At 65.0% G+C, this 20,796-nt stretch carries 18 protein-coding genes and 1 pseudogene; 6 read left to right on the top strand and 13 right to left on the bottom strand.

The features are described 5' to 3' along the window. Window positions 1-161: 161 nt before the first annotated feature. Entirely contained in the window at window positions 162-1,646 is a 1,485-nt protein-coding gene (locus CK489_RS20570) for an aldehyde dehydrogenase family protein (protein WP_198960992.1), read from the bottom strand. A gap of 116 nt (window positions 1,647-1,762) precedes the next feature. Between CK489_RS20570 and CK489_RS20565 the strand changes: the two genes are divergently transcribed. Next, entirely contained in the window at window positions 1,763-2,848 is a 1,086-nt protein-coding gene (locus CK489_RS20565) for a substrate-binding domain-containing protein (RefSeq protein WP_095733480.1), read from the top strand. 187 nt (window positions 2,849-3,035) lie between these two features. Here CK489_RS20565 and CK489_RS20560 read toward each other — a convergent pair whose 3' ends face one another. The 5 genes and pseudogenes from CK489_RS20560 to CK489_RS20540 form a co-directional block, all read right to left on the bottom strand. After that, complete coding sequence (locus CK489_RS20560) at window positions 3,036-3,485, bottom strand: DoxX family protein (protein ID WP_095733479.1); 450 nt, start codon at window positions 3,483-3,485, stop codon at window positions 3,036-3,038. A 49-nt stretch (window positions 3,486-3,534) separates the two neighbouring features. Next, window positions 3,535-4,392 carry an intradiol ring-cleavage dioxygenase gene (locus CK489_RS20555; protein WP_095733478.1) on the bottom strand — a complete coding sequence of 286 codons (858 nt, stop codon included), beginning with the start codon at window positions 4,390-4,392 and terminating at the stop codon, window positions 3,535-3,537. After that, entirely contained in the window at window positions 4,385-5,476 is a 1,092-nt protein-coding gene (locus CK489_RS42325) for a maleylacetate reductase (RefSeq protein WP_095733477.1), read from the bottom strand. The genes CK489_RS20555 and CK489_RS42325 overlap by 8 nt, the downstream gene beginning before the upstream one ends. 432 nt (window positions 5,477-5,908) lie before the next feature. Beyond that, window positions 5,909-6,850 (bottom strand): annotated as a pseudogene (locus CK489_RS42320) (MFS transporter); the annotation flags it as partial. A gap of 48 nt (window positions 6,851-6,898) precedes the next feature. Continuing rightward, window positions 6,899-7,873, bottom strand: coding sequence for an amidohydrolase family protein (locus tag CK489_RS20540; RefSeq protein ID WP_095733476.1), 975 nt, complete (start codon window positions 7,871-7,873; stop codon window positions 6,899-6,901). Between the two features lie 184 nt (window positions 7,874-8,057). On the opposite strand from CK489_RS20540, the gene CK489_RS20535 reads away from it, so the two are divergent. Both CK489_RS20535 and CK489_RS20530 read left to right on the top strand, forming a co-directional pair. Continuing rightward, a complete protein-coding gene (locus CK489_RS20535; RefSeq protein WP_158226480.1) occupies window positions 8,058-8,633 on the top strand; it encodes a MarR family winged helix-turn-helix transcriptional regulator in 576 nt (191 codons plus the stop codon). 22 nt (window positions 8,634-8,655) lie between these two features. Next, entirely contained in the window at window positions 8,656-9,855 is a 1,200-nt protein-coding gene (locus tag CK489_RS20530) for a 3-hydroxybenzoate 6-monooxygenase (RefSeq protein WP_095733475.1), read from the top strand. 20 nt (window positions 9,856-9,875) lie between these two features. Here the strand turns inward: CK489_RS20530 and CK489_RS20525 are convergent, their stop codons facing one another. The 6 genes from CK489_RS20525 to CK489_RS20500 all read right to left on the bottom strand — a co-directional run bounded on the left by CK489_RS20525 (window position 9,876) and on the right by CK489_RS20500 (window position 15,801). Beyond that, on the bottom strand, window positions 9,876-10,775 hold the full coding sequence (locus CK489_RS20525; RefSeq protein ID WP_198960966.1) for an SMP-30/gluconolactonase/LRE family protein: 900 nt from the start codon (window positions 10,773-10,775) through the stop codon (window positions 9,876-9,878). Window positions 10,776-10,919: 144 nt separating this feature from the next. Beyond that, on the bottom strand, window positions 10,920-11,345 hold the full coding sequence (locus CK489_RS20520) for a globin family protein (protein ID WP_095733474.1): 426 nt from the start codon (window positions 11,343-11,345) through the stop codon (window positions 10,920-10,922). A gap of 114 nt (window positions 11,346-11,459) precedes the next feature. Continuing rightward, window positions 11,460-12,254 carry an ABC transporter ATP-binding protein gene (locus CK489_RS20515; protein ID WP_050629643.1) on the bottom strand — a complete coding sequence of 265 codons (795 nt, stop codon included), beginning with the start codon at window positions 12,252-12,254 and terminating at the stop codon, window positions 11,460-11,462. A 10-nt stretch (window positions 12,255-12,264) separates the two neighbouring features. Next, complete coding sequence (gene ntrB / locus CK489_RS20510) at window positions 12,265-13,167, bottom strand: nitrate ABC transporter permease (protein WP_050629644.1); 903 nt, start codon at window positions 13,165-13,167, stop codon at window positions 12,265-12,267. Window positions 13,168-13,227: 60 nt separating this feature from the next. Then, window positions 13,228-14,544: a CmpA/NrtA family ABC transporter substrate-binding protein gene (locus CK489_RS20505; RefSeq protein ID WP_095733473.1), complete on the bottom strand. Its 1,317-nt coding sequence runs from the start codon at window positions 14,542-14,544 to the stop codon at window positions 13,228-13,230. A 342-nt stretch (window positions 14,545-14,886) separates the two neighbouring features. Further along, the gene (locus CK489_RS20500; protein WP_095733472.1) at window positions 14,887-15,801 is read right to left on the bottom strand and encodes an intradiol ring-cleavage dioxygenase; all 915 of its coding nucleotides are present in this window, start codon (window positions 15,799-15,801) and stop codon (window positions 14,887-14,889) included. 146 nt (window positions 15,802-15,947) lie between these two features. Here CK489_RS20500 and CK489_RS20495 point away from each other — a divergent pair, with 146 nt between their 5' ends. The 3 genes from CK489_RS20495 to CK489_RS20485 all read left to right on the top strand — a co-directional run bounded on the left by CK489_RS20495 (window position 15,948) and on the right by CK489_RS20485 (window position 20,351). Beyond that, window positions 15,948-17,222, top strand: coding sequence for a serine hydrolase domain-containing protein (locus CK489_RS20495; protein ID WP_095733471.1), 1,275 nt, complete (start codon window positions 15,948-15,950; stop codon window positions 17,220-17,222). 208 nt (window positions 17,223-17,430) lie between these two features. Next, window positions 17,431-18,942, top strand: a complete 1,512-nt coding sequence (locus tag CK489_RS20490; RefSeq protein WP_198960965.1) for a sensor histidine kinase — start codon at window positions 17,431-17,433, stop codon at window positions 18,940-18,942. Window positions 18,943-19,031: 89 nt separating this feature from the next. Next, window positions 19,032-20,351: a dicarboxylate/amino acid:cation symporter gene (locus CK489_RS20485; protein WP_095733469.1), complete on the top strand. Its 1,320-nt coding sequence runs from the start codon at window positions 19,032-19,034 to the stop codon at window positions 20,349-20,351. Between the two features lie 52 nt (window positions 20,352-20,403). Here CK489_RS20485 and CK489_RS20480 read toward each other — a convergent pair whose 3' ends face one another. Then, window positions 20,404-20,715: a hypothetical protein gene (locus tag CK489_RS20480; RefSeq protein ID WP_128089583.1), complete on the bottom strand. Its 312-nt coding sequence runs from the start codon at window positions 20,713-20,715 to the stop codon at window positions 20,404-20,406. Between the last annotated feature and the right edge of the window lie 81 nt (window positions 20,716-20,796).

Genomic DNA, 20,796 nt, shown 5'->3' with positions numbered 1-20,796 from the left:
GTTGCGCTCGCTGGGCCTACAGCGTCGCGCAACAACGTCATCCTGTGGTTATGGGTCCCGGGTCAAGCCCGGGACGACAGCGGAACATGTTGCCGCGTTCTCGCGCAATCCCAACAGCGCGGATCCTCCGATCCGTGCTTGCCTGAAGGCATCACGTGCCATCAAACGTTGAGATTCATCCACACCGCCTTCGGCTCGGTGAAATTGTCGAGCGCGGCGGTGCCGTGCTCGCGGCCGAGGCCGGAGTCGCGTTCGCCGCCCCACGGCAACCGCACATCGGTGTAGCCATAGGTGTTGATCCACACCGTGCCGGCGCGGGCCTTCTTGGCGAACCGCTGCACACGGCCCATATCGGCGCTCCAGACGCCGGCGGCGAGGCTGTAGGCGGTGCCGTTGGCGATGCGCAGCGCGTCGGCCTCGTCCTTGAACTTGATCACGCTGACGACGGGGCCGAAGATCTCCTCCTGCGAGATGCGCATCTCATGCGCGACATTGGCGAACACCGCGGGGCTGATGAAATAGCCGCGGTCGCCGACGCGCGCGCCGCCGGTGGCGAGTTGCGCACCTTCGTTCCTGCCGATCTCGACATAGTCGAGGATCGAGCGCATCTGCTTCTCGGAGATCACAGGCCCGAGCGCCGTGGCGCGATCTGCGGGATCGCCGATGCGCAAGGCTTCGGCGCGGGCGACCAGACGCTCGACCACCTCGTCATAGGCGTTCTCCTGCACCAGCACGCGCGAGCCGGCCGAGCAGACCTGCCCGGCATTGAAGAAGATGCCGGCGGCCGCGGCCTTGGCGGCGGCTTCGAGATTGGCGTCGTCGAAGATCACATTGGCGGACTTGCCGCCGAGCTCGAGCGAGACGCGTTTGAAATTGCCGGCGGCGCCCTTCATGATGCCGCGGCCGACGCCGGGCGACCCGGTGAACGTGACCTTGTCGACGTCGGGATGGTTGACCAGCGCGTCGCCGACGACGCGGCCGGGTCCGGTCACGATGTTGAGCACGCCCTTCGGCAAACCGGCCTCGAGCGCGAGTTCGCCGATCCGCAGCGCCGACAGCGAGGTCAGCTCGGCCGGCTTCATCACGACAGCGCAGCCGCAGGCCAGCGCCGGCGCGAGCTTCCACATGCCGATCATCAGCGGGAAGTTCCAGGGCACGATCGCGGCGACCACGCCGACCGGCTCACGCACCGTGTAGGTCAGCGCGTCGTCGCGCGTCGAGACCACGTCGCCGCTGATCTTGTCGGCCCAGCCGGCGTAATAGGCCAGCGTGTCGATGGCGGCCGGGAAATCCTGGCGTAGCACGCCCGCAATCGGCTTGCCGGCATCGAGGCTTTCGAGCGCGACAATCTCGTCGGCATGCTGCTTCAAGAGCTCGGCCCATTTCAGCAGGATGTGGCCGCGCTCGGCCGCGCGCATGCTGCGCCACGGCCCTTCGAAGGCGCGGCGGGCGGCGGCGACGGCGCGATCGACATCCACCGCGTTGCCTTCGGCAACCGTCGCGATCACCTGCTCGGTGGCGGGATTGAGGGACTTGAAGCTGTTTCCGGACAGCGAGCGGACGCGGGCGCCGTCGATCAGCAGCAATTCATCCCGGACAGTCGGGGTGCGGCGGGCGTCGCGCTCATAGTCATATGCAATTGACATCATATTTCCTCCAGGTATTTGCCTTAACCTAGGAGGCTGACGGCAGCAGTAAATATGATATCTTGTGCCTATTGGCACGCCAGGATATGAAATCAAGTTCATAATTGGTGACCACGATGCTGCAGATCGAGATCGAAACCGTCTGGCGGTTCCGCAAGGAGAACTCGCCGCAGACTGCGGTCGTGATGCTCGGCATCCTCAACGAGATCAGGAAGACCGGGAAGATCACCAGCGCGGCCAGCGATGCGCAGCTGTCTTATCGCCACGTCTGGAACCTGATCGAGCAATGGTCCGAATTCTTCGGCGTGCCGCTGGTCGAGACCCAGCGTGGCAAAGGCTCGAAGCTGACGCAGTTCGGCGAGAAGCTGGTGTGGGCCGGCGAGCGCATGCAGGCGCGGCTCGGACTGCAACTGGAGAACCTCGCGCAGGAACTGGTCACCGAGATCAAGCCGTTCCTCGAGCAGCGGCCGCAGGTGATCCGCGTCCACGCCAGCCACGGCTTTGCGGTGTCCAAGCTGCGCGAGTTCCTCGATCGCGCAGGCGGCGTCGGCGTCGACCTCCGCTACGTCAGCAACCAGAACTCGCTGGTCTCGCTGGCGCAGGGCGCCTGCGATCTCTCCGGCGTGCATCTGCCGCACGGCGAGCTGCGCGCGCAGGGCATCAAGGCCTGCCGCGAATGGCTGGATCCGCGCGAGGACCGCGTGATCAACTTCGTGACGCGTGAGATGGGCCTGATGGTCAAGCGCGGCAATCCGTTGAAGATCGCTTCGCTGAAGGACCTGGTCGCAAGCAAGGCCCGCTTCGTCAACCGCGACCATGATTCCGGAACGCGGCTGCTGTTCGATCAATTGCTGGCGCTGCACAAGATCCCGGGAAGCCGGATCAACGGCGCCCAGCACATGGAGTTCACCCATGCCGCGGTCGCCGCCTATGTCGCAAGCGGCATGGCGGATGCGAGTTTTGGCGTCGAGGCCGCCGCACGGCAGTTCGGCCTCGATTTCATCCGCCTGCTCACGGAGGATTACTTCTTCGTCTGCAAGCGCGCCTTCCTCGAGACCGAGCCGATGCAGCGGGTGCTCGACATCATCAGGAGCAGCGAGTTTCACAAGGCGGTGGGCGCCCTGCCCGGCTACGTCGCCTCGAATACCGGCGCCGTCAGCGGCGTGAAGGATTTTCTCGAGAAGATGCATGTAGGCCGCTGACCCGCCACGCCGCGCGGCGGCTGGACCCGCCGTGATCCGCTACGAACCGCGCGCGGCAACGCAGGCGCTGGCAAAGCCGGTCGCCGCGCAAGCTGAGCAGGTGTTCAGCGACTGGCTGCTTTCCATCGCGCCGGCCTCCGGCGTTCCAGAGCCGGCGCATGAACCGATGCCGCTGGGCACGCAGCAATCAGGAGCCTGCTCGCGCGCCTGCGCGCAGGGCGTAGCTTCCCGGCCCGTAGCTTGCGATCATCGCGAGAGCGCCGAGCAGGCCGAGATTCTTCAGGAAGTTGATGGTCTGGGTCACGACCTGCGCCTCGGGCGCGGCCCAGAAATTGTGAAACATCAGCGTCGCGGCGATCGTGAACAGGAACAGGACGGCAGCGGCCTGGCGTGCGAACAGGCCGAGCACCAGCGCCACGCCGCAGCCAAGCTCAACTGCCGTAGCACCCGCCGCGAGCACCGCACCGATGCCGTCGGCGCCGCCGAGACGTCCGGCGGTCGTGGAGAAGGCCATCAGCTTGCCGATGCCGCTGTAGAGAAACAGCGGCGCGATCGCCAGCCGGGCAAACAGCAGGACCCACGATTCGGACAGGCGGCCGGCCTTGTCGCCGGCCGCAACATGGGTGGAACTGGACATCAGCGGTCTCCTCTGGTGTTGAAATCCTCGATTGGTGCGGCTGCCTCGCTCAAACGAGCTGCGCGGCGTTGGGAAGCGGCTTGAGGCCAAACCGGTATGAGAGGCCGCGCTGAACTTTCCCGGAGCGGTCGTCGCGGGGGAATGGCGCGATCAGCGAGTTCTTGACGCCGAACACCGCATCGGAATCGAGGTACGGGCTTTCCGCATCGAAGATGTGGGTGATCAGCGTCTCATAGCCCTCGGCGGCGATCATGAAATGGACATGCGCCGGGCGGTACGGGTGACGTCCGAGCGCCTCGAGCATCTCGCCGACAGGACCGTCATGCGGGATCGGATAGAATGCCGGCATGATCGAAGTGAAGGCGAACCGTCCGTCGCGATCGGTCCTGAACCGCGCCCGCATCGCGAGCGATTGCAGATCCGCCTGCTGGACGTCGTAATAGCCGTCATCATCGGCATGCCACACATCGACCGTCGCCTCGGCAAGCGGCCGGCCATCGGACGCACAGACGACGCCGTTCACGCTGAGCTTCTCACCTTCGATGCCGCCGGAGATATCGGCGCCAAACGGCAGCTCGGGCGCAGCTGCGACGAAGAACGGACCAAGCACGGTCGTCTCGGTCGCGCCCTCCGGCATCCGATGGTTGATCGCATCGACCAGCATCGAGACGCCGAGCGTGTCGGAGAGCAGGATGAACTCCTGCCGCTTGTCGCTGCACATCTGTCCGGTCCGGGTCAGGAAATCGATCGCCGCGCTCCATTCCTCGAAGCTGATTTCGACGTCGCGCACGAAATCATGCAAGTGACGCACGAGGCTGGTCATCACGGTCTTGAGGCGTGCGTCCCCGGTCTGCGCCAGGCTGTCGATCACGGCTCGTGTGATGTTGTGCTCGTCGAAATCACGCATGCGAGGCCTCCCCGCGGCTCGATGAAGACATTGGCCGCACGCCGTGCAGCGCGTCGTCGAGCAGCGCTCGAAGCGCCGGCAGCGCGAGCGGCCGTGGATTTGGATAGGGCGTTTCGATAGCAGCCGCCGCCGCGCGGTCGAGGTCCGATGCTTGCACTCCCAGCGCGGCAAGCGAGGTCGGCGCGCCGAGCCGATGCGCCAGGTCGAACAGACCTGCGCTCGCATCGGTGGCGCCTAGCGCCAGCGCGATGTGCTGCATCGCATCGGCGGCCGCCGGCGTATTGTAGGCGACCGCGTGCGGCAGGATCACCGCATGGGTCTCCGCATGCGGCAGGTCGAACATGCCGCCGAGCGTATGGCAGAGCTTGTGATGCAGGCCCATGCTTACCGCATTGAGGCAACAGCCGCACAGCCACGCCGCATAGAGCGCATCGGAGCGCGCGTCGCGATCGCCGGCCGCGGCCATTAGTTTGGGCAGCGATTGCGCGAAGCGGCGGATCGCTTCCCCGGCGATCAGCGAGGTGACCGGGTTGCGATCATGCGCGTACAGTGCCTCGACCGCATGAGCGATTGCGTTGAGGCCGGAGACGGCGCTCTGTTGCGGCGGCAGCGTGAGCGTGAGATCGACGTCGTAAATGATCGCCTCCGGCTGCACCTTGGCGTTGCGCAGCGTGATCTTCCGGCCGCCTTCGGTCTGGCCGAGGATCGCGGTCGCCTCGGAGCCGGCATAGGTGGTCGGCAGCACGATCTGCGGGAGATCGGTGTGGAGCGCGATCGCCTTGCCGAGCCCGGTAGCCGAGCCGCCGCCGATGGCCACCACGCAATCGGCATCGAGCGCCCGCACCTGGGCCACGGCCCTTGCCGTCACGTCGACCGGCGTGTGCATCGCGGCTTCCGCAAACACGCCCGCTGCAAGCGCGCCGAGATCGGCGGCAAGCGCGTCGGCCTCGCCGCGCTGCGGCGCGGTCGACAGCAGCAGCGCCCGGCGGCACGAAAGACGCCGGACTTCATCGGCTAGGCGCGCGCGGGTGCCGGATCCGAAAATCACCCGGGTTGCCGGCGCGTTGTAGGCGAACGGCTGCATCGTCACTCCGCCGGGGCCGGATCGATGGCGGCGGGCCGGGCCGCGGCGGCAAGTCCGAGCGAGCCGATCGCGAGCGCGCCGACGATCGCGGCCCCGCCGATCACCCAGAACACGATGTCGGGCCCGCCGGTCACCTGCTGCAGCAGTCCGATCAGATAGGGGCCGAGGATCGCGCCGACCCGGCCGACGCCCAGCTCCATGCCGACGCCGCTGGCCCGCAGCAGGGTTTCGTACGAGCCCGCGGTGAAGTTGTTGAGCACGTGCTGCGCGCCGATGATGCAGAAGCCGGCGATGGCGACGATCGCAAGATTGACGCCGTGTCCGCTGACGAACACCAGCGCCAACACGGCAATGCCGCCGGTCAGCCACCATTGCGGCGAGGTAGCGCGGCGTCAGCGACATCCTGCGATCGGCCAGCATCGCGAGCGTCAGCCCGCCGACGAACGACATCGCCTGCATCAGCGCGCCGAAGCCGAACGATGCCGCAAACGTCTCGCCGCGCTTCTGCATGACCGTCGGGATCCAGCCGGTCAGGCCGAAGATCGCGAACAGGCTGAGGAACGCCGTGATCCAGATCGTCAGCGAGACGCGGCGATAGCGCGGGCTCAGCAGCGCTGCGACCGGGTTGGACACGCTGCCGGCGTCGGCAGAGGCGAAACTCGCATTGCGATAGACCACGGCGCGCTCCGGGCGAAGCCGCGCAAGCAGTGCGCGCAGCTCCTCGGTGCGGCGCCGCGCCGCCAGGAATTGCGGGCTTTCAGGCAGCACCGCGTGCGCGACAAAGGTCAGCGGGATCGATAGTGCGCCGAGGTAATAGAGGATCTGCCAGCCGTAGTGCGGCGTCAGATAGACCCCGACCAGCCCGGCGCAGACGCCGCCGAGCGACCAGCCCAGCGTCACGCCCCAAAGCGAAAATGCGTTGCTGACGCGGCGCGGCGCCAGCTCGTTGACGAAGGTCGTGCCGAGCGGCAGTAGCACGCCGAGGCCGAGGCCGGTCGCAAAGCGCAGCGTGCAAAAACTCCAGAAGTCGTTGCCGATGGTTGCGGTCAGCAGCGTGAAGACGTTGACGATCCACAGGCCAGCCAGCAGCGTGCCGCGCCGGCCGAGCCGGTCCGCAACCGTGCCGTGCCCGACCGCGCCGAACAGGAATCCGACCAGGCCCGAGCTCACCAGCAACCCCGCCTGGCTCGGCGAGAGCCCCCAGGGCTTTGCCACGTAGTGGATGACATAGGCGGGATTGAACGTGTCATAGCCGTCGAACAGCGTGATGAGCGTGATCAGGATGCCGAGGAGTATGTGCAGCCGGCCGACGGCCGCGTTGGACAATTCCTCATGCACGTCGATTTCAGGCGAAGTGCTCACGGTTTCCTCCATTGCAACAGATGATGCGCCCTGCTCTGCGGCAGGTTTGACGACGCGCGGTTAGAGCCTGAACAACCGGCGGGCGTTGTCGCGGCCGATCTTGATGCGGTCGCCTTCGGCGATGGTCGCGGTGTCGAACCATTCGGCGGCGTGGTCGATATTCTCGAACGGCCAATCGGCCGAGAACAGGATGCGGTCGGCGCCGATCTCGAGCATCGCGTCGATCAGGGTTTGCGTCCGGAAATTGCCCGACGTCGTGATGTAGAAATTTTCCCGGAAGTAATCGGCGATCTTGCGCTTGGCGGGATAGACGTTCTGCGCGCGCATCCACTTGTTATGGTTGTCGACCCGCCACATCGAATACGGCAGGCCCTCGCCCATGTGACCGATGATGATCTGCAGCCGCGGATAGGCATCGAACAGGCCAGAGCCCATCAGGCGCAGCGCGTGCACCGCGGTCTCCTGGCCGAACGCCCAGGTCGGCCCCATCAGCCAGCGATGGCCCTCGTAGATCGCGGCATCCTTCGGCAGCGGATTGCGCGGATGCAGATAGAAAGGAATGTCGAGCCGCTCGACCTCCGACCAGAACGGCCAGAATTCCTTGAGGTCGTAATAGAGCCCGCCGTCATGGCCTTCGGCCTCGCTGAAGCCGTTGACCAGCGCGCCGCGGAATTTCAGCGCGCTGACGCAGCGATCGAGCTCGCGCGCGGCGGCTTCCGGATCCTGCATCGGCAACGCGGCCAGCCCCTGAAAACGCTGCGGACGCCGCGCGACCTGCTCGGCAAGGAAATCATTGGCGCGGCGCGACAGCTCCAGCGCGCGGTTGCGATCGGGAATGGCCTGGATCGCCGGCGCGTTCAGCGACAGCAGCATCAGTTCGATGCCGTGCGCATCCATCTCGGCAAGACGGCGGTCCTGAATGTCGAGCAGCCGAGCCTTGAGCTCGATCCAATCGTCGGCCGGCGAGAAGCCCGCGCTGTCGCGAACCGTCTCCTCGATGGCGAAGTGCTCCTCCAGCGCGATCTTTCCCTGCATGGCGTCGTCCTTTCCGGCTCGCGTGCTCGTTTCCGTGTTGACAGGACAAAACATCCAGTCCAAATATTTGTCAATGAGAAAGTTGCAAATGCAAATAATTGAGATGCAACTGTTGTCGATGCGAAGACCGGCGGCTATTCCGGGCGGGCGTCCCCTGCCTGGAATCAAGCCCGGACCTAAGCCGATGTACCGATTTTCGAATTCGCTTCCCTATCTGCTCGCAAGGCTCGGCGTGCGGATGGGCGATTTGTTCGTCCGCGTCATCCGTCACGAGAAGTTGACGCTGCCGATGTACCGCGTGCTCGCCGCACTCTCGGAGCAGGGACACCCGCTCCGGCTCGGCGAAATCGCCGAACTGACCTCGGCCGACGTCTCGACGCTGTCGCGCATCGTCGCCGAGATGAGCCGCGCCGGCCTGCTGACACGCGACCGGCCGGAGAACGACCAGCGCAGCCTTCAGGTGGCGCTGACACCTGAAGGCGCCGAGCTGGCGTCCCGGCTGATGCCGATCGCCCAACACTATGAGGAGGTCGCGACCGGGGCGATGTCCGCGAAGGAGGCGGCCGAGCTGAAGCGGGTGCTGGTCGAGCTCTACAAGAATCTCGATCAGCTCGAGCACGAGGTCGAGGCCGGCCTGATCGAGGTGCCCACAGCGGCGGCGGCGAAAGAGACGCGCGAGGCCAAGATCGGCGCCAGGACCAACGCAAAGCCCGACGCCAAGGACAATGCCGGCCGCCGGCCCAAGATACCGAGGAAATAGGACCACAGTTCAGGGAGAGGACATGCGCAGGGATCTGATCATCATTGCAGGCGGCGGCATCGGCGGATTGGCCGCGGCGGTCGCGCTGGCCCGCAAGGGATTTCAGGTCACCGTGCTGGAACGCGCGCCGCGCTATCAGGAGATCGGCGCCGGCATCCAGCTCGGCCCGAACGCGTTCCATGCATTCGACCATCTCGATCTTGGCGACGCTGCCCGCTCGATTGCGGTGTTCATCGACCAGCTGCGGCTGATGGACGCCATCTCGGCCGAAGAGATCACCAGCATCGATCTCACCAGCTATTTCCGCCGGCGCTTCCGCAATCCCTATGCGGTGGTTCATCGCGGCGATTTGCACGGCATCTTCCTGCGCGCCTGCGAGGCGCATGCTTCCATCACGCTGCGCAGCGACTGCGACGTCATCGGGTATGACCAGGACGGCGAAACAATCGTCGCTAGGCTGAAGGACGGCGGGCGCGTCAAAGGCTGCCTTTTGATCGGCGCCGACGGGCTGCGGTCCCGGATCCGCCAGCAGATGGTCGATGACGGCCCGCCGCGGATCGCCGGCCACACCACCTATCGATCTGTCATCCCGACCGAGCAGATGCCGGAAGATTTGCGCTGGAACGCCGCAACGCTATGGGCCGGCGCCAAGTGCCATCTGGTGCACTACCCACTCTCGGGCTGGAAGGTGTTCAACCTCGCCATCACCTGTCACAACGATCCGGCCGAAGCCTTTGCCGCGAGGCCTGTAACCCATGAGGAGGTGCTGGAAGGTTTTCGCGACGTCCATCCACGCGCCAAGGCGATCATTCACCACGGCAGGGACTGGAAGGCGTGGGTGACCTGCGATCGCGATCCCATCGAGCGCTGGATTGACGGGCGAGCAGTGCTGCTCGGCGACGCCGCGCATCCGATGCTGCAATATTTTGCGCAGGGCGCCTGCATGGCGCTGGAGGACGCGGTCTGGCTCGCCGAGCTCTTGGCGGAGACGCCGGATCGCTTCGAGCAGGCGCTGGAAAAGTACCGGCAGGTTCGGCTGATCCGCACGGCGCGGGTTCAGCTTCAGGCGCGCGAACTCGGCACCCACGTCTATCATCCCGCCGGCGTGCACGCGCTGCTACGCAACCAGCTGATCCGCGAGACCAGCCTCGAGCAATTCTGCGACAAGCTGGCCTGGCTGTACGACTCGCCTTTCCCCGAGCGGCCGAACCTCGCCGCATAGGCCACGGGAGCGGGAAACGATCAGCCGAGCCCGCTGATGTCGGCGACCAGCACCGTGCCGGTCACCGATTCCGTGATGTAGAGCCGGTCGCGGTTGGCGCCGCCGATCGCGACATTGGTGCAGCTCTGGCCGGCGCAGGACTTGATCCGCGCGATGCACTCGCCGTTCGGTGCGAACACGAAGACGTGGCCGAGCGAAGCGTGCGCGACGAACAGCCGCCCAGCGCCGTCCATAGTCATGCCGTCGGGCCCGCTCGGGCCGAACAGTGAGCAGAAGCGCCCGACCTTCGACACGCTGCCGTCCTTCATGAACGGCGCGCGCCACACCGCGTTGTCGCGCGTCATGGCGACGAACAGCACCGCCTCGTGCGGATCGAGCACCAGGCCGTTCGGGCTGATGCCGGTGTCGATCAGGCAGTCGAGCGCGCCGTTAACCCGCAGCCGGTAGACGCGGCCGGTCGGATCGTGCAGCCCGGTCTGGCCCTGGTCTGTGAAATAGATGTCGCCGCTCGAGGCGATGTGCAGGTCGTTGCAGCCGCGGAACGATTCCGAATTGCGCGAGCGCAGCAGCGGCGTGACCTTACCCGATCCGGGGTCGAGCTCCATCAGCCCGTGCCGGTAGTCGGCGATCAGGACGCGGCCCATCGGATCGATCTTCAGCCCGTTCGGCCAGCCGTCATACTCGGCAACCTGCGTCCACGTCCTGTCCGGCGCGATCCTGAAAATGCGGCCGAACGGAATGTCGACGATGTAGAGATTACCATCGGGATCGAATGACGGCCCCTCGATGAAGCAGTCGGTCACCGCGCCCGGCCGGTTGGCGTCGGCCCATTCGCTCGCCACCCTGCGGCGGAATTTGGTGGGCACGGCGGAAAAGATTTCGGTCGGGATCAGTTTCGGCGGCGTTTCCAGGTACATCATCGTTGGTTCACCCGTTGGCGGAACGGGCGAACCTTAGTTGCTTGCCTCTGTCATTGCGAGCGCAGCGAAGCAATCCACCTATCCGCCTGCGCGGTAGCCGGATCGGACCGACCCGCGCAACGACGCAGAGTCTTCAGCTCATCCCTACTCCGCCGCCTGCGCTCCGTCATACGCTTCCGAAATCATGAAGCCGGACAGCGTGCCGTAGGCCGCGGTCCATGCAGCGGCGACGTCAGGTGTCCAGGCATCGCCGAGGCCTTTTTCCAGCGTCCACAACAGCGCGCCGCCGACCACCGGGTAATGCTCGGGCTTGGCGCCATAGCCGACATGGCGCTTGGCGAGCGCGCTCGCGGCGGGAAGGATGGTGTCGAGATTGCTCAGCCCGTTGACGACGACGGCGAGCGTCGTCATCAGCTTCTTGCGCTGCTCCTTCATGTCGGCGGGAAACATCGCCTTCACGGTGGGTGCGACTTCGAACAAGCGGTCGTAGAAAATGACCGCGGCTTGCTCGGAGATCGGCGCAACCTTGCCAAAGCTTTCCTGAACCAGCTTGATTTGGGCCGGATTCATCTCAACTCTCCTCGGTTCTGAAATGAACTCTGAAATGATTTTCGAAATGCGAGCATTGGTAGTCGCATCCGGCATTTCGGTTCAAAGCAAACGCGCCTGATACCGATGTCATCATCACGCCGCCTCGACGAAGCTGTGGCGCTCGTAGAGGAATTCGAGCACGCGCTGCCGGCACTTCAGGTAGCTGGCGTTGGTCGCGAGCTCGAGCCGCTTGCGCGGACGCGCCAGGGGCACCTCGAGCACCTCGCCGATCCGCGCGCTCGGGCCGTTGGTCATCATGACGATGCGGTCCGACAGCAGCACGGCCTCGTCGACGTCGTGGGTGATCATCAGGATGGTATTGCCGAGCTTCTGGTGCAGCGCCATCACCGAGTCCTGCAGATGCGCCCGGGTCAGCGCATCGAGTGCGCCGAACGGCTCGTCGAGCAGCAGCACCTTCGGCTCCATGGCGAGCGCCCGCGCGATGCCGACGCGCTGCTTCATGCCGCCCGAGATCTCGCTCGGACGCTTGTCCCTGGCATGCGCCATCTGCACCAGGCTGAGATTGTGCATTACCCAGGCGTCGCGCTCGGCCCGGTTCTTGGTCCTGGCGAACACCTTGTCGACGCCGAGCTTGACGTTCTCGTAGACGGTCAGCCACGGCAGCAGGCTGTGGTTCTGGAACACGACGGCGCGATCCGGTCCCGGCGAATTGACCTCGCGGTTCTCCAGCAGCACGCCGCCATTGGTCGCGCCGGTGAGGCCGGCGACGATGTTGAGCAAGGTCGACTTGCCGCAGCCGGAATGGCCGATGATCGAGACGTATTCGCCCTTCTCGATGGTCAGGTTGATGTCCTTCAGAACCTCCGTGGTCGCAGTGCCGCGGGTGAAGGTCTTGTCGATGTGGTCGAGCTTCAGATAGGCCTGCATGATGTTTCCCTCAGTTCGCCGCCGTGCCGCGGGTCACGATCTTGCCCAGCCCTGCAATGAGACGGTCGAGCACGAAGCCGATGATGCCGACATAGAACAGCGCCAGGATGATCTCGCTGATATGCGAGGAATTCCACGCATCCCAGATGAAGAAGCCGATGCCGACGCCGCCGATCAGCATTTCCGCGGCAACGATCGCGAGCCAGGACAGGCCGATGCCGATGCGCAGGCCGGTGAACATGTAGGGCGCAGCCGCCGGGATCATGATCTTGGTGAAGAACTCCAGCGGATTGAGCTGCACCACCGCGGCGACGTTGCGGTAGTCCTGCGGGATGTTGCGGATGCCGACCGCGGTGTTGATGATGATCGGCCACACCGAGGTGATGAAGATGACGAAGATCGCCGAGGGCTGGCCGTCGCGGAATGCGGCGAGCGACAATGGCAGCCAGGCGAGCGGCGGAATCGTGCGCAGCACCTGGAACAGCGGATCGAGCCCGCGCATCGCCCACACCGACTGGCCGACCAACGTGCCGAGCGCGATGCCCGCGATCGCCGCCAGCGAATAGCCGTACGCGACGCGCTGCAGGCTGGCGGAGAGATGCCAGAACAGGCCCTTGTCGATGCCGCCATTGTCGAAGAACGGATCGAGGATCAGCTCTCTGGTGTCCTTGAACACCTTAGACGGTGGCGGCAGGCTGGAGCCGGCGCGGCGGCAGATCAACTCCCACACCACCAGCAGCAGCGCGACCACGATCAGCGGCGGCACGACGCGCGCCGCGGTCTCCTTCGCCAACCTGGCGTAGGTCTCGGCGCGCGGTGCGCGCTTCGGCGTCATGGTCACGACCGGTGCCGCGGTAGCGGCCTGCGGGATCGCCGCCGCTGACAGTTCGGTCTTGATGGCAGGCATCGACATTGACAGATGATCTCCGTGGTCGGGCGACGGGCCGCGCAAGAGAGCGCGGCCCTGTCGGGCTCAGACATCGACACGCTTGATGGACAGCGACTTCAGATACGCGGCTGGATCGGCGGGATCGAACACCTTGCCGTCGAAGAAGGTCTCCTTGCCGCGCGAGGTCGAGGTCGGGATATCCGATGCCGGCACGCCGAGCTCCTTGGCGGCCTCCTTCCAGAGATCCTCGCGATTGACCTTGGCGATCAGCGCCTTGGTGTCGAAGCCCGCCTCGTACTTGCCCCAGCGGATATCCTCGGTCAGGAACCAGAGGTCGTGGCTCTGATAGGGATAGGACGCATTGTCCTTCCAGAACCGCATCTGCTGCGGCGAGTTCTCGACCACGCGGCCGGTGCCGTAGTCGAACTTGCCCTTCATGCGATCGGTGATGTCCTCGACCGGACAGTTGATCCATTGCCGCTTGGCGCAGATCGCCGCGGTCTCCTCGCGGTTCTCCATCTTCTCGCACCACTGCTGGGCTTCCATGACCGCCATCAGCAGCGCCTTGGCGGCCTTCGGGTTCTTGTCGACCCAGGCGGCGCGCAGGCCGAACGACTTCTCCGGATGCTTGTCCCAGAGCTCGCCGGTCGTGATCGCGGTGTAGCCGATGTCCTGGTGGATCAGCTGCAGATTCCACGGCTCGCAGACACAGAAGCAGTCCATCGTGCCGACCTTCATGTTGGCCACCATCTGCGGCGGCGGCACCACGATGGTCTCGATGTCCTTGTCGGGATCAATGCCGCCGGCGGCGAGCCAGTAGCGGATCCAGAGATCATGCGTGCCGCCCGGGAAGGTCATCGCGGCCTTCACCGCCTTGCCGGAGGCCTTCTTCTTCTCCAGCGCCGCTTTGAAAGGCGCAGTGTCGATGCCGACCTTGAGATCGGCATATTCCTTCGCGACCGAAATGCACTGACCGTTCAGATTGAGCCGCGCCATGATGTACATCGGCGTCGGCTGATTGTTCTGCGTCACCTTGCCGGCCGAAATCAGATACGGCATCGGGGTCAGGATATGCGCACCGTCGATGCCGTTGCCCTCGGAGCCGAGCACGAGGTTGTCGCGCGTGGTGCCCCAAGAGGCCTGCTTCTGCACCTCGACGTCGGGCATGCCGTATTTGGCGAAGATGCCCTTCTCCTTGGCGACGAACAGCGGCGAGGCATCGGTCAGCGCGATGAAGCCGAGCTTGGCGCCTTTCACCTCCGGACCCGCGCCCTGCGCGAATGCTCCGGCGGGGAAGTTGAGCTTGGCCGCGGCGAGCAGCGCGGCGGCGCCACTGGTCGCCTTCAACAGCCGGCGACGGCTGATCGCACGGCTCGGGGGCGTGTTGCTGGGCTTGGTCATCGGTCGTCCTTTGCGTCGTTGCGTTGCGTGTTGCGTCTGTGCGTCGAGCACCGTCGGTCGGCGGCGACGCGCGCAGGGCGCAAAAGGGCATGCACCGGGGAGGCCCGGTCTGGCGGCGTCAGCAATCCGATGGGGTGGCCTCGAGGGACGGCTTCAATGGCGTCAGCGCTTGACTATTCAAGCCTCGTGCCAAGCCACCGCAGTGCAAAAATCGATTTTATCGCAATGTTTTGCGCAACTTGTCGCAGCGCGCGCAACCCGTCCGCGCGCTGCCAAAACTTGCTGATCGCTCAATTCTTGTGCGCCGCACATAAATTGAGCAGGCGGTTTTCGACAAACGCGTCAGGCATCTTCGCTGACCTTGGTGCCGAGCGGTGCCGGCGCCATGCCGCTGCCGGGCTTCACATGGAATTCGTAGGTCATCAGGCTCCACGGTCCGTCCGACCGCTGGCCATCCGGCATGACAGGATCGGTGCGCTTCTCGACCTTGGCGATCAGCTCGTCCTTCACGCCGAACACGACATCGGAGTCGATGTACTCATCGCCCTCGACGAACACATGCGTGATCAACGGCTCATGGCCCTTGGCGTTGACCAGGAAGTGCACATGCGCCGGCCGCATCGGGTGACGGTTGGTCTGCGTGATCATCTGCCCGACCGGACCGTCGGTCGGGATCGGATAGCTGCACGGCACGATGGTGCGGAAGAAGAAGCGGCCGTCGGCATCGGTGACGAAGCGCGCCCGCGAGGACGGACCTTCGCTGGCATAGTTCGGCTTCTGCGAGTCATAGAACCCGTCGTCATCGGCGTGCCAGACATCGACCGGCACGTTGGCGAGCGGCTTACCGTTGAGGTCGGTGACGCGGCTCTGCACGAACATGCGCTCGCCGGGCAGGCTCGCCGAGATGTCGGTGCCGTGCGGCGTCACCTTGTGCTCGCCGACATAGAACGGGCCGAGCACGGTGGTCTCGGTCGCACCGTCGCGATCCCTGTGGTTGACGGCGTCGACCAGCATCGACACGCCGAGCACGTCGGACAGCAGGATGAATTCCTGACGGATGTCGGTACACTTTTGTCCGGTGCGGGTCAGGAAGCCGATCGCGTGGTCCCACTCCTCGAAGGTGAGATTGGTCTTGCGCACATAATCGTGCAGCGACTTCACCAGTTCCTGCAGCAGGAACTTGGCCCTCGGATCGGGCGTCTGGTCGAAGCTGCGGATGACGGCTGTGGTGAGCTCGGTTTCGTTGAACTGGGTCATCTCGGCGTTTCCCTTGAGGGCCCTTTGGGGCGTGATTGCAGGGGCGAGCGTACACTACCCGCCCGGGGCCAGTAAGCGGCCGGCGATTGGTGCAGCGGACACTTTTCGGCTATCAAGGCTGCCTCGCCAGCCGGAGAAATTGCCCGATGTTAGCTCCCACGCCTGCCTCGCCCGAATCCGCGGGAATGTCGACCACCGCCCTCAACCGCCTCGAAGCGCATCTGAAGAGCCGCTACCTCGATTCCGGCCGCTTTCCCGGCACCCAGGTCCTGATCTATCGCCGCGGCAAGATCGTGCATTCCACCGTCCAGGGCTTTGCCGACCTCGAGCGCAAGGCGCCGATGAAGGACGACACGATTTTCCGCATCTATTCGATGACCAAGCCGATCACGTCGGTCGCCTTCATGATGCTGGTCGAGGAAGGCAAGGTCGCGCTCGACGAGCCGGTCGCAAAGTACATCCCGGAATGGAAGAACCTCGGCGTGTTCGTCGCCGGCACCGCGCCCGCCTTCCTGACCCGCCCACCGACGCGGCCGATGCAGATCGTCGATCTCCTGCGCCACACCTCGGGCCTCACTTACGGCTTCCAGCAGCGCTCCAATGTCGACGCCGCCTATCGCGAGAAGAAGATCGGCGAGGTCATCAAGGCCGGCACGCTCGACAGCATGATCGAGGACCTGGCGAAGATCCCGCTGGAGTTCTCGCCGGGCGAGGCCTGGAATTACTCGGTCTCAACCGACGTGCTCGGCTATCTCGTCGGCAAGATCTCAGGCGTGCCGTTCGAGCAGTTTCTGAAGGAGCGGATCTTCAAGCCGCTCGGCATGAACGACACCGATTTCTTCGTGCCTTCAGACAAGGCGCACCGCTTTGCCGCCTGCTATTCCGCCGATCCGCAAGGCGGCTTCAATCCGCTCGCCGCCGAGCGCAAGGGCACGCTGACCTTGCAGGACGATCCGACCACCAGCTCGTTCCTGTCGCCGCCCTCGCTGGTCTCGGGCGGTGGCGGGCTGTGCTCGACTGCGGCCGACTACCTGACCTTCTGCCGGGCGCTGCTCAACGGCGGCGAGCTCGGCGGCGTCCGGCTGCTCGGCCCGAAGACGTTGAAGCTGATGGCGTCCAACCATCTGCCGGGCGGCGTCGACCTGCCGGCGATGTCGCGTTCGATGTTCGCCGAGGCCGCCTATAACGGCATCGGCTTCGGCCTCGGCTTCGCCGTCACCATGCATCCGGCGCAGACGCTGATCGCCGGCAGCCCGGGCGAATTCAACTGGGGCGGCGCCGCGACGACGTCGTTCTTCATCGATCCGGCCGAGGAGCTGATCACGATCTTCATGACCCAGGTGCTGCCGTCGAGCGCCTATCCGCTGCGGCGCGAGCTGCGCACCATGGTGTACGCCGCGATCACCGAGAGCAATCTCTGACCGATGCCTCTTCCGCGGCGCACAACTCCTCTGAGCATGATCTCCGCGCAAGCGCGTCCCGCGCTTGTCGCGCGGGAAAACCGCTTCAGACTTTTCCGGATCGTGCACCTGGCGCCGCGGAATTTTTCCGATTGCCAGTCATTTCCTTTGGCGGACTTTTGCGACTTCCCCTAAGCTCACCGCAAACGGGCGCCGACCCGGGGACATTGTGCCGAAACTGACATTGCCAGTGCGTCTCGCGCTTCTGGTCGCGGGGACGATGTTGCCGCTGATCGTTTTCGCGGCCGGGATCGTGTTTCACAATTACCAGCGGGATCGTCAGGCCGCCACGCAGCGCGTGCTGGAGACGGCGCGCAGCATCCGCCTGCTGCTCGATGCCGAAATGCAGCGCATGACCGGCGGGCTCCAGGTGCTGGCGCTGACCAACTCGCTGCGCAACAGCGAGTTCGACAACTTCCGCCGCGTCGCGGCCGGCTTCCTCGACCAGTATGGCAAGGACGGCGTGGTGCTGGTGGCGGACCGTGCCGGACGCCAGGCGTTCTCCTCGCTGACGCCGGACACCGCGAATCTGCCGCCGCGCAACAATCTCGAGATCGTCGAGAAGGTGTTTGCGACGCGCCAGCCGCAATATTCCAACCTGTTCTTCGGCCAGGTGAAGCAGCGCCTGATCATCACTGTCGAAGTGCCGGTGATCCGCGACGACGAGGTGCTCTACGACATCTCCTTCAGCCCGCCGATCGAGGTCTTTCAGGCCATGATCGAAAAGCAGCGCCTGAATCAGGACTGGACCATCTCGATCTTCGACGGCGACGGCGTCAACCTGGCGCGGGTCCCGAATCCGGAAGCGACCGTCGGGCAGCGTGCCTCGCCGACGTTGTTTGCCGAGATGTTCCGCCGCAGCGAGGCGACACTGCCGACCGTGTCGCTCGAAGGCGTGGCGCTGATTACCGGCTTCACCCGGTCTCGCCTCACCGGCTGGACCGTCGCGGCCGGGATCGCCGAGAACTCGCTGGTGGCGCCGCTGTGGCGCTCACTTGCGATCACGGCCGTGATCGGCGGCGTCCTGCTCATGGTCGGCCTCGGCTTCGCGGTGCGGATGGCGACCACGATCGCGCGCGGCGAGAAGCTGCACGACCTCCTGATCGAGGAACTCAACCATCGCGTCAAGAACACGCTGGCAATCCTGCAATCGATCGCCACACAGACCTTCCGCAGCGCGAGCCGCGCCGAGCGCGAGAAATTCGAGGGACGGCTCGGCGCGCTTGCCGAGGCGCACAATCTGCTCTCGACCGACAAATGGCAGGGCTCCGACCTCCAGGACGTCATCAGCCGCGTGCTGCGGCCATATCTGCTGAACAACACCTCCGAGCGGGTCAAGATGTTCGGACCGCGGGTGCCGCTGTCGCCCCGGCTTGCCCTGGTGCTCTCGATGCTCCTGCACGAGATGGCGACCAACGCCGCCAAATATGGCGCGCTGTCCAACGACACCGGCACGGTGACGCTGGATTGGGAAATCCTCGAGGAAGGTCCGACACCGAAGCTCCGGATGATCTGGACCGAGACCGGCGGCCCGCCCGTCGCGGCGCCGGTCCAGCGCGGCTTCGGCTCCCGACTGATCGAGCGCAGCGCCCGCGACCAACTCGGCGGCGAAGCCACGGTCGATTTCCTGCCCCACGGCGTCGTCTACACGGTGACCAGCACCCTCGAAACCGGCGATTGACCGGGCAAACGGCCCCCAATCCTGCGACAACTTGGCACGCAAGTTGCTAAGATGGGGCGGGTTCGGACGACCGGAAACAGGGGGAATTCATGTCGACCATCGCAGCGGAAGCCAGCACGGCACGCAAGCCGCTCTACACATCACTGTTCGTGCAGGTGCTTGTCGCGCTGCTGCTCGGCATCGTCATCGGCATGGCGGCGCCCGATTTCGCGATCGGGTTGAAGATCTTCAGCGATGCCTTCCTGAAGCTGATCTCGATGATCGTGGCGCCGATCGTGTTCTGCGTGGTGGTGCACGGCATCGCGGGCGCCGGCGACCTCAAGAAGGTCGGGCGCGTCGGCGTCAAGGCGCTGGTGTATTTCGAAGCGATGACGACGGTGGCGCTCGTGATCGGCTTGATCCTGGCCTATCTGTTCGGGCCCGGTCACGGCATGAATATCGACACCTCGACGCTCGACGCCAAGGCGCTTGGCAGCTACGCCAGCAACGCGCAGAAGCTGAAAGGCGAAGGCATCGGCAGCTTCCTGCTCAACATCATCCCGAGCACTTCGTTCGACGCGCTGTCGCGCAACGACGTGCTGCAGGTGCTGTTCTTCGCCATCATCTTCGGCGTCAGCCTGGCGCTGGTCGGCGGCGAGAAGGGCGAGCGGATCTCCTCCTTCATCGACGCGGTCTCCACCGTGCTGTTCCGCGCCATGGGCCTGATCGTGCGCTTCGCGCCGATCGGCGTGCTCGGCGCCGTCGCCTACACGGTCGGCAAATACGGCGTCGGCTCGCTGAAGCAGCTGCTGTCGCTGGTGGCGCTGTTCTACGTCTCGGTCGCGATCTTCGTGCTCGGCGTGCTCGGCGCCGTGATGGCGCTCGCCGGCATCAACATCCTCAAGTTCCTCGGCTACCTGCGCGAGGAATTGATGATCGTGGTCGCCACCGCATCCTCAGACGCGGTGCTGCCGCAGGTGATGCGCAAGCTGGAGCGTTTCGGCGTCAAGGATTCGGTGGTCGGCCTCGTGATTCCGACCGGCTATTCGTTCAACCTCGACGCATTCTCGATCTACCTGACGCTGGCCGTCGTCTTCATCGCGCAGGCCACCAACACGCCGCTGTCGTTCGGCGACCTGCTGCTCGTGCTCGGCGTATCGCTGATCACCTCGAAGGGCGCGCATGGCGTGCCGGGTTCCGCGATCGTCATCCTGGCGGCGACGCTCAATGCCGTGCCGAGCATCCCGGCGATCGGCCTCGTGCTGGTGCTCTCGGTCGATTGGTTCATCGGCATGGCGCGCGCAGTCGGCAACCTGATCGGCAACTGCGTCGCTACCGTCGTGGTCGCGGCTTGGGAAGGTGACCTGGATCGGGACAAGGCCCGTCGCGTGCTCGAAGGCACTGACGCGGTCGATGTGACCGCGGGCTGAAGCCGCAAGGTACAGGACCAAGAGCGTCCCGCGCATCGCGCGGGGCGCGGACTTACTTGATGAGCCGCAGATACGGCGGCAACTGCCTGGTCGCCGGTTCCTGCACCGGCTCGTCCGACGCGATCATGTCGCACAGCGCCTTCAACTCGGAATCCGTCACCTTGTGGAGCTCCATCCGAAGCTCGAGGATCGCAAGGGACAACAGCCGCGCCGTCTCCGTGTTCGCCCGGTCAGTCAGAAATGCCTGACATTCTTCAAGGGTTGCGAGCAGCGCCAGCAACCGTTCTTCCGTATTTGCGACCGGCATACCTTCCACTCCCGAAGCCGCGAGGTAGAGTCGAGGTGTTCCCCTCTTCCGCTTCATTTGGCCTCTCCTGCCAGAGTTCGCCGGCGTTTCGTAGGCGCACAATTGTTCCAGATGATTCAGAACTTTTGGGCAATTGTC

It is taken from the genome of Bradyrhizobium sp. UFLA03-84 (assembly GCF_002289535.1).
GTDB lineage: Bacteria > Pseudomonadota > Alphaproteobacteria > Rhizobiales > Xanthobacteraceae > Bradyrhizobium > Bradyrhizobium viridifuturi.
The sequence above is the reverse complement of the archived record's forward strand: the minus strand, read 5'-3'. Positions and strand labels throughout refer to the sequence as shown.

What these genes read in the sequence shown, in the direction of transcription:
- CK489_RS20570 (WP_198960992.1), bottom strand. Translation starts at nt 1,646, where the DNA reads ATGTCAATTGCATATGACTATGAGCGCGACGCCCGCCGCACCCCGACT.
- CK489_RS20565 (WP_095733480.1), top strand. Translation starts at nt 1,763, where the DNA reads ATGCTGCAGATCGAGATCGAAACCGTCTGGCGGTTCCGCAAGGAGAAC.
- CK489_RS20560 (WP_095733479.1), bottom strand. Translation starts at nt 3,485, where the DNA reads ATGTCCAGTTCCACCCATGTTGCGGCCGGCGACAAGGCCGGCCGCCTG.
- CK489_RS20555 (WP_095733478.1), bottom strand. Translation starts at nt 4,392, where the DNA reads ATGCGTGATTTCGACGAGCACAACATCACACGAGCCGTGATCGACAGC.
- CK489_RS42325 (WP_095733477.1), bottom strand. Translation starts at nt 5,476, where the DNA reads ATGCAGCCGTTCGCCTACAACGCGCCGGCAACCCGGGTGATTTTCGGA.
- CK489_RS20540 (WP_095733476.1), bottom strand. Translation starts at nt 7,873, where the DNA reads ATGCAGGGAAAGATCGCGCTGGAGGAGCACTTCGCCATCGAGGAGACG.
- CK489_RS20535 (WP_158226480.1), top strand. Translation starts at nt 8,058, where the DNA reads ATGTACCGATTTTCGAATTCGCTTCCCTATCTGCTCGCAAGGCTCGGC.
- CK489_RS20530 (WP_095733475.1), top strand. Translation starts at nt 8,656, where the DNA reads ATGCGCAGGGATCTGATCATCATTGCAGGCGGCGGCATCGGCGGATTG.
- CK489_RS20525 (WP_198960966.1), bottom strand. Translation starts at nt 10,775, where the DNA reads ATGATGTACCTGGAAACGCCGCCGAAACTGATCCCGACCGAAATCTTT.
- CK489_RS20520 (WP_095733474.1), bottom strand. Translation starts at nt 11,345, where the DNA reads ATGAATCCGGCCCAAATCAAGCTGGTTCAGGAAAGCTTTGGCAAGGTT.
- CK489_RS20515 (WP_050629643.1), bottom strand. Translation starts at nt 12,254, where the DNA reads ATGCAGGCCTATCTGAAGCTCGACCACATCGACAAGACCTTCACCCGC.
- ntrB (WP_050629644.1), bottom strand. Translation starts at nt 13,167, where the DNA reads ATGTCGATGCCTGCCATCAAGACCGAACTGTCAGCGGCGGCGATCCCG.
- CK489_RS20505 (WP_095733473.1), bottom strand. Translation starts at nt 14,544, where the DNA reads ATGACCAAGCCCAGCAACACGCCCCCGAGCCGTGCGATCAGCCGTCGC.
- CK489_RS20500 (WP_095733472.1), bottom strand. Translation starts at nt 15,801, where the DNA reads ATGACCCAGTTCAACGAAACCGAGCTCACCACAGCCGTCATCCGCAGC.
- CK489_RS20495 (WP_095733471.1), top strand. Translation starts at nt 15,948, where the DNA reads ATGTTAGCTCCCACGCCTGCCTCGCCCGAATCCGCGGGAATGTCGACC.
- CK489_RS20485 (WP_095733469.1), top strand. Translation starts at nt 19,032, where the DNA reads ATGTCGACCATCGCAGCGGAAGCCAGCACGGCACGCAAGCCGCTCTAC.
- CK489_RS20480 (WP_128089583.1), bottom strand. Translation starts at nt 20,715, where the DNA reads ATGAAGCGGAAGAGGGGAACACCTCGACTCTACCTCGCGGCTTCGGGA.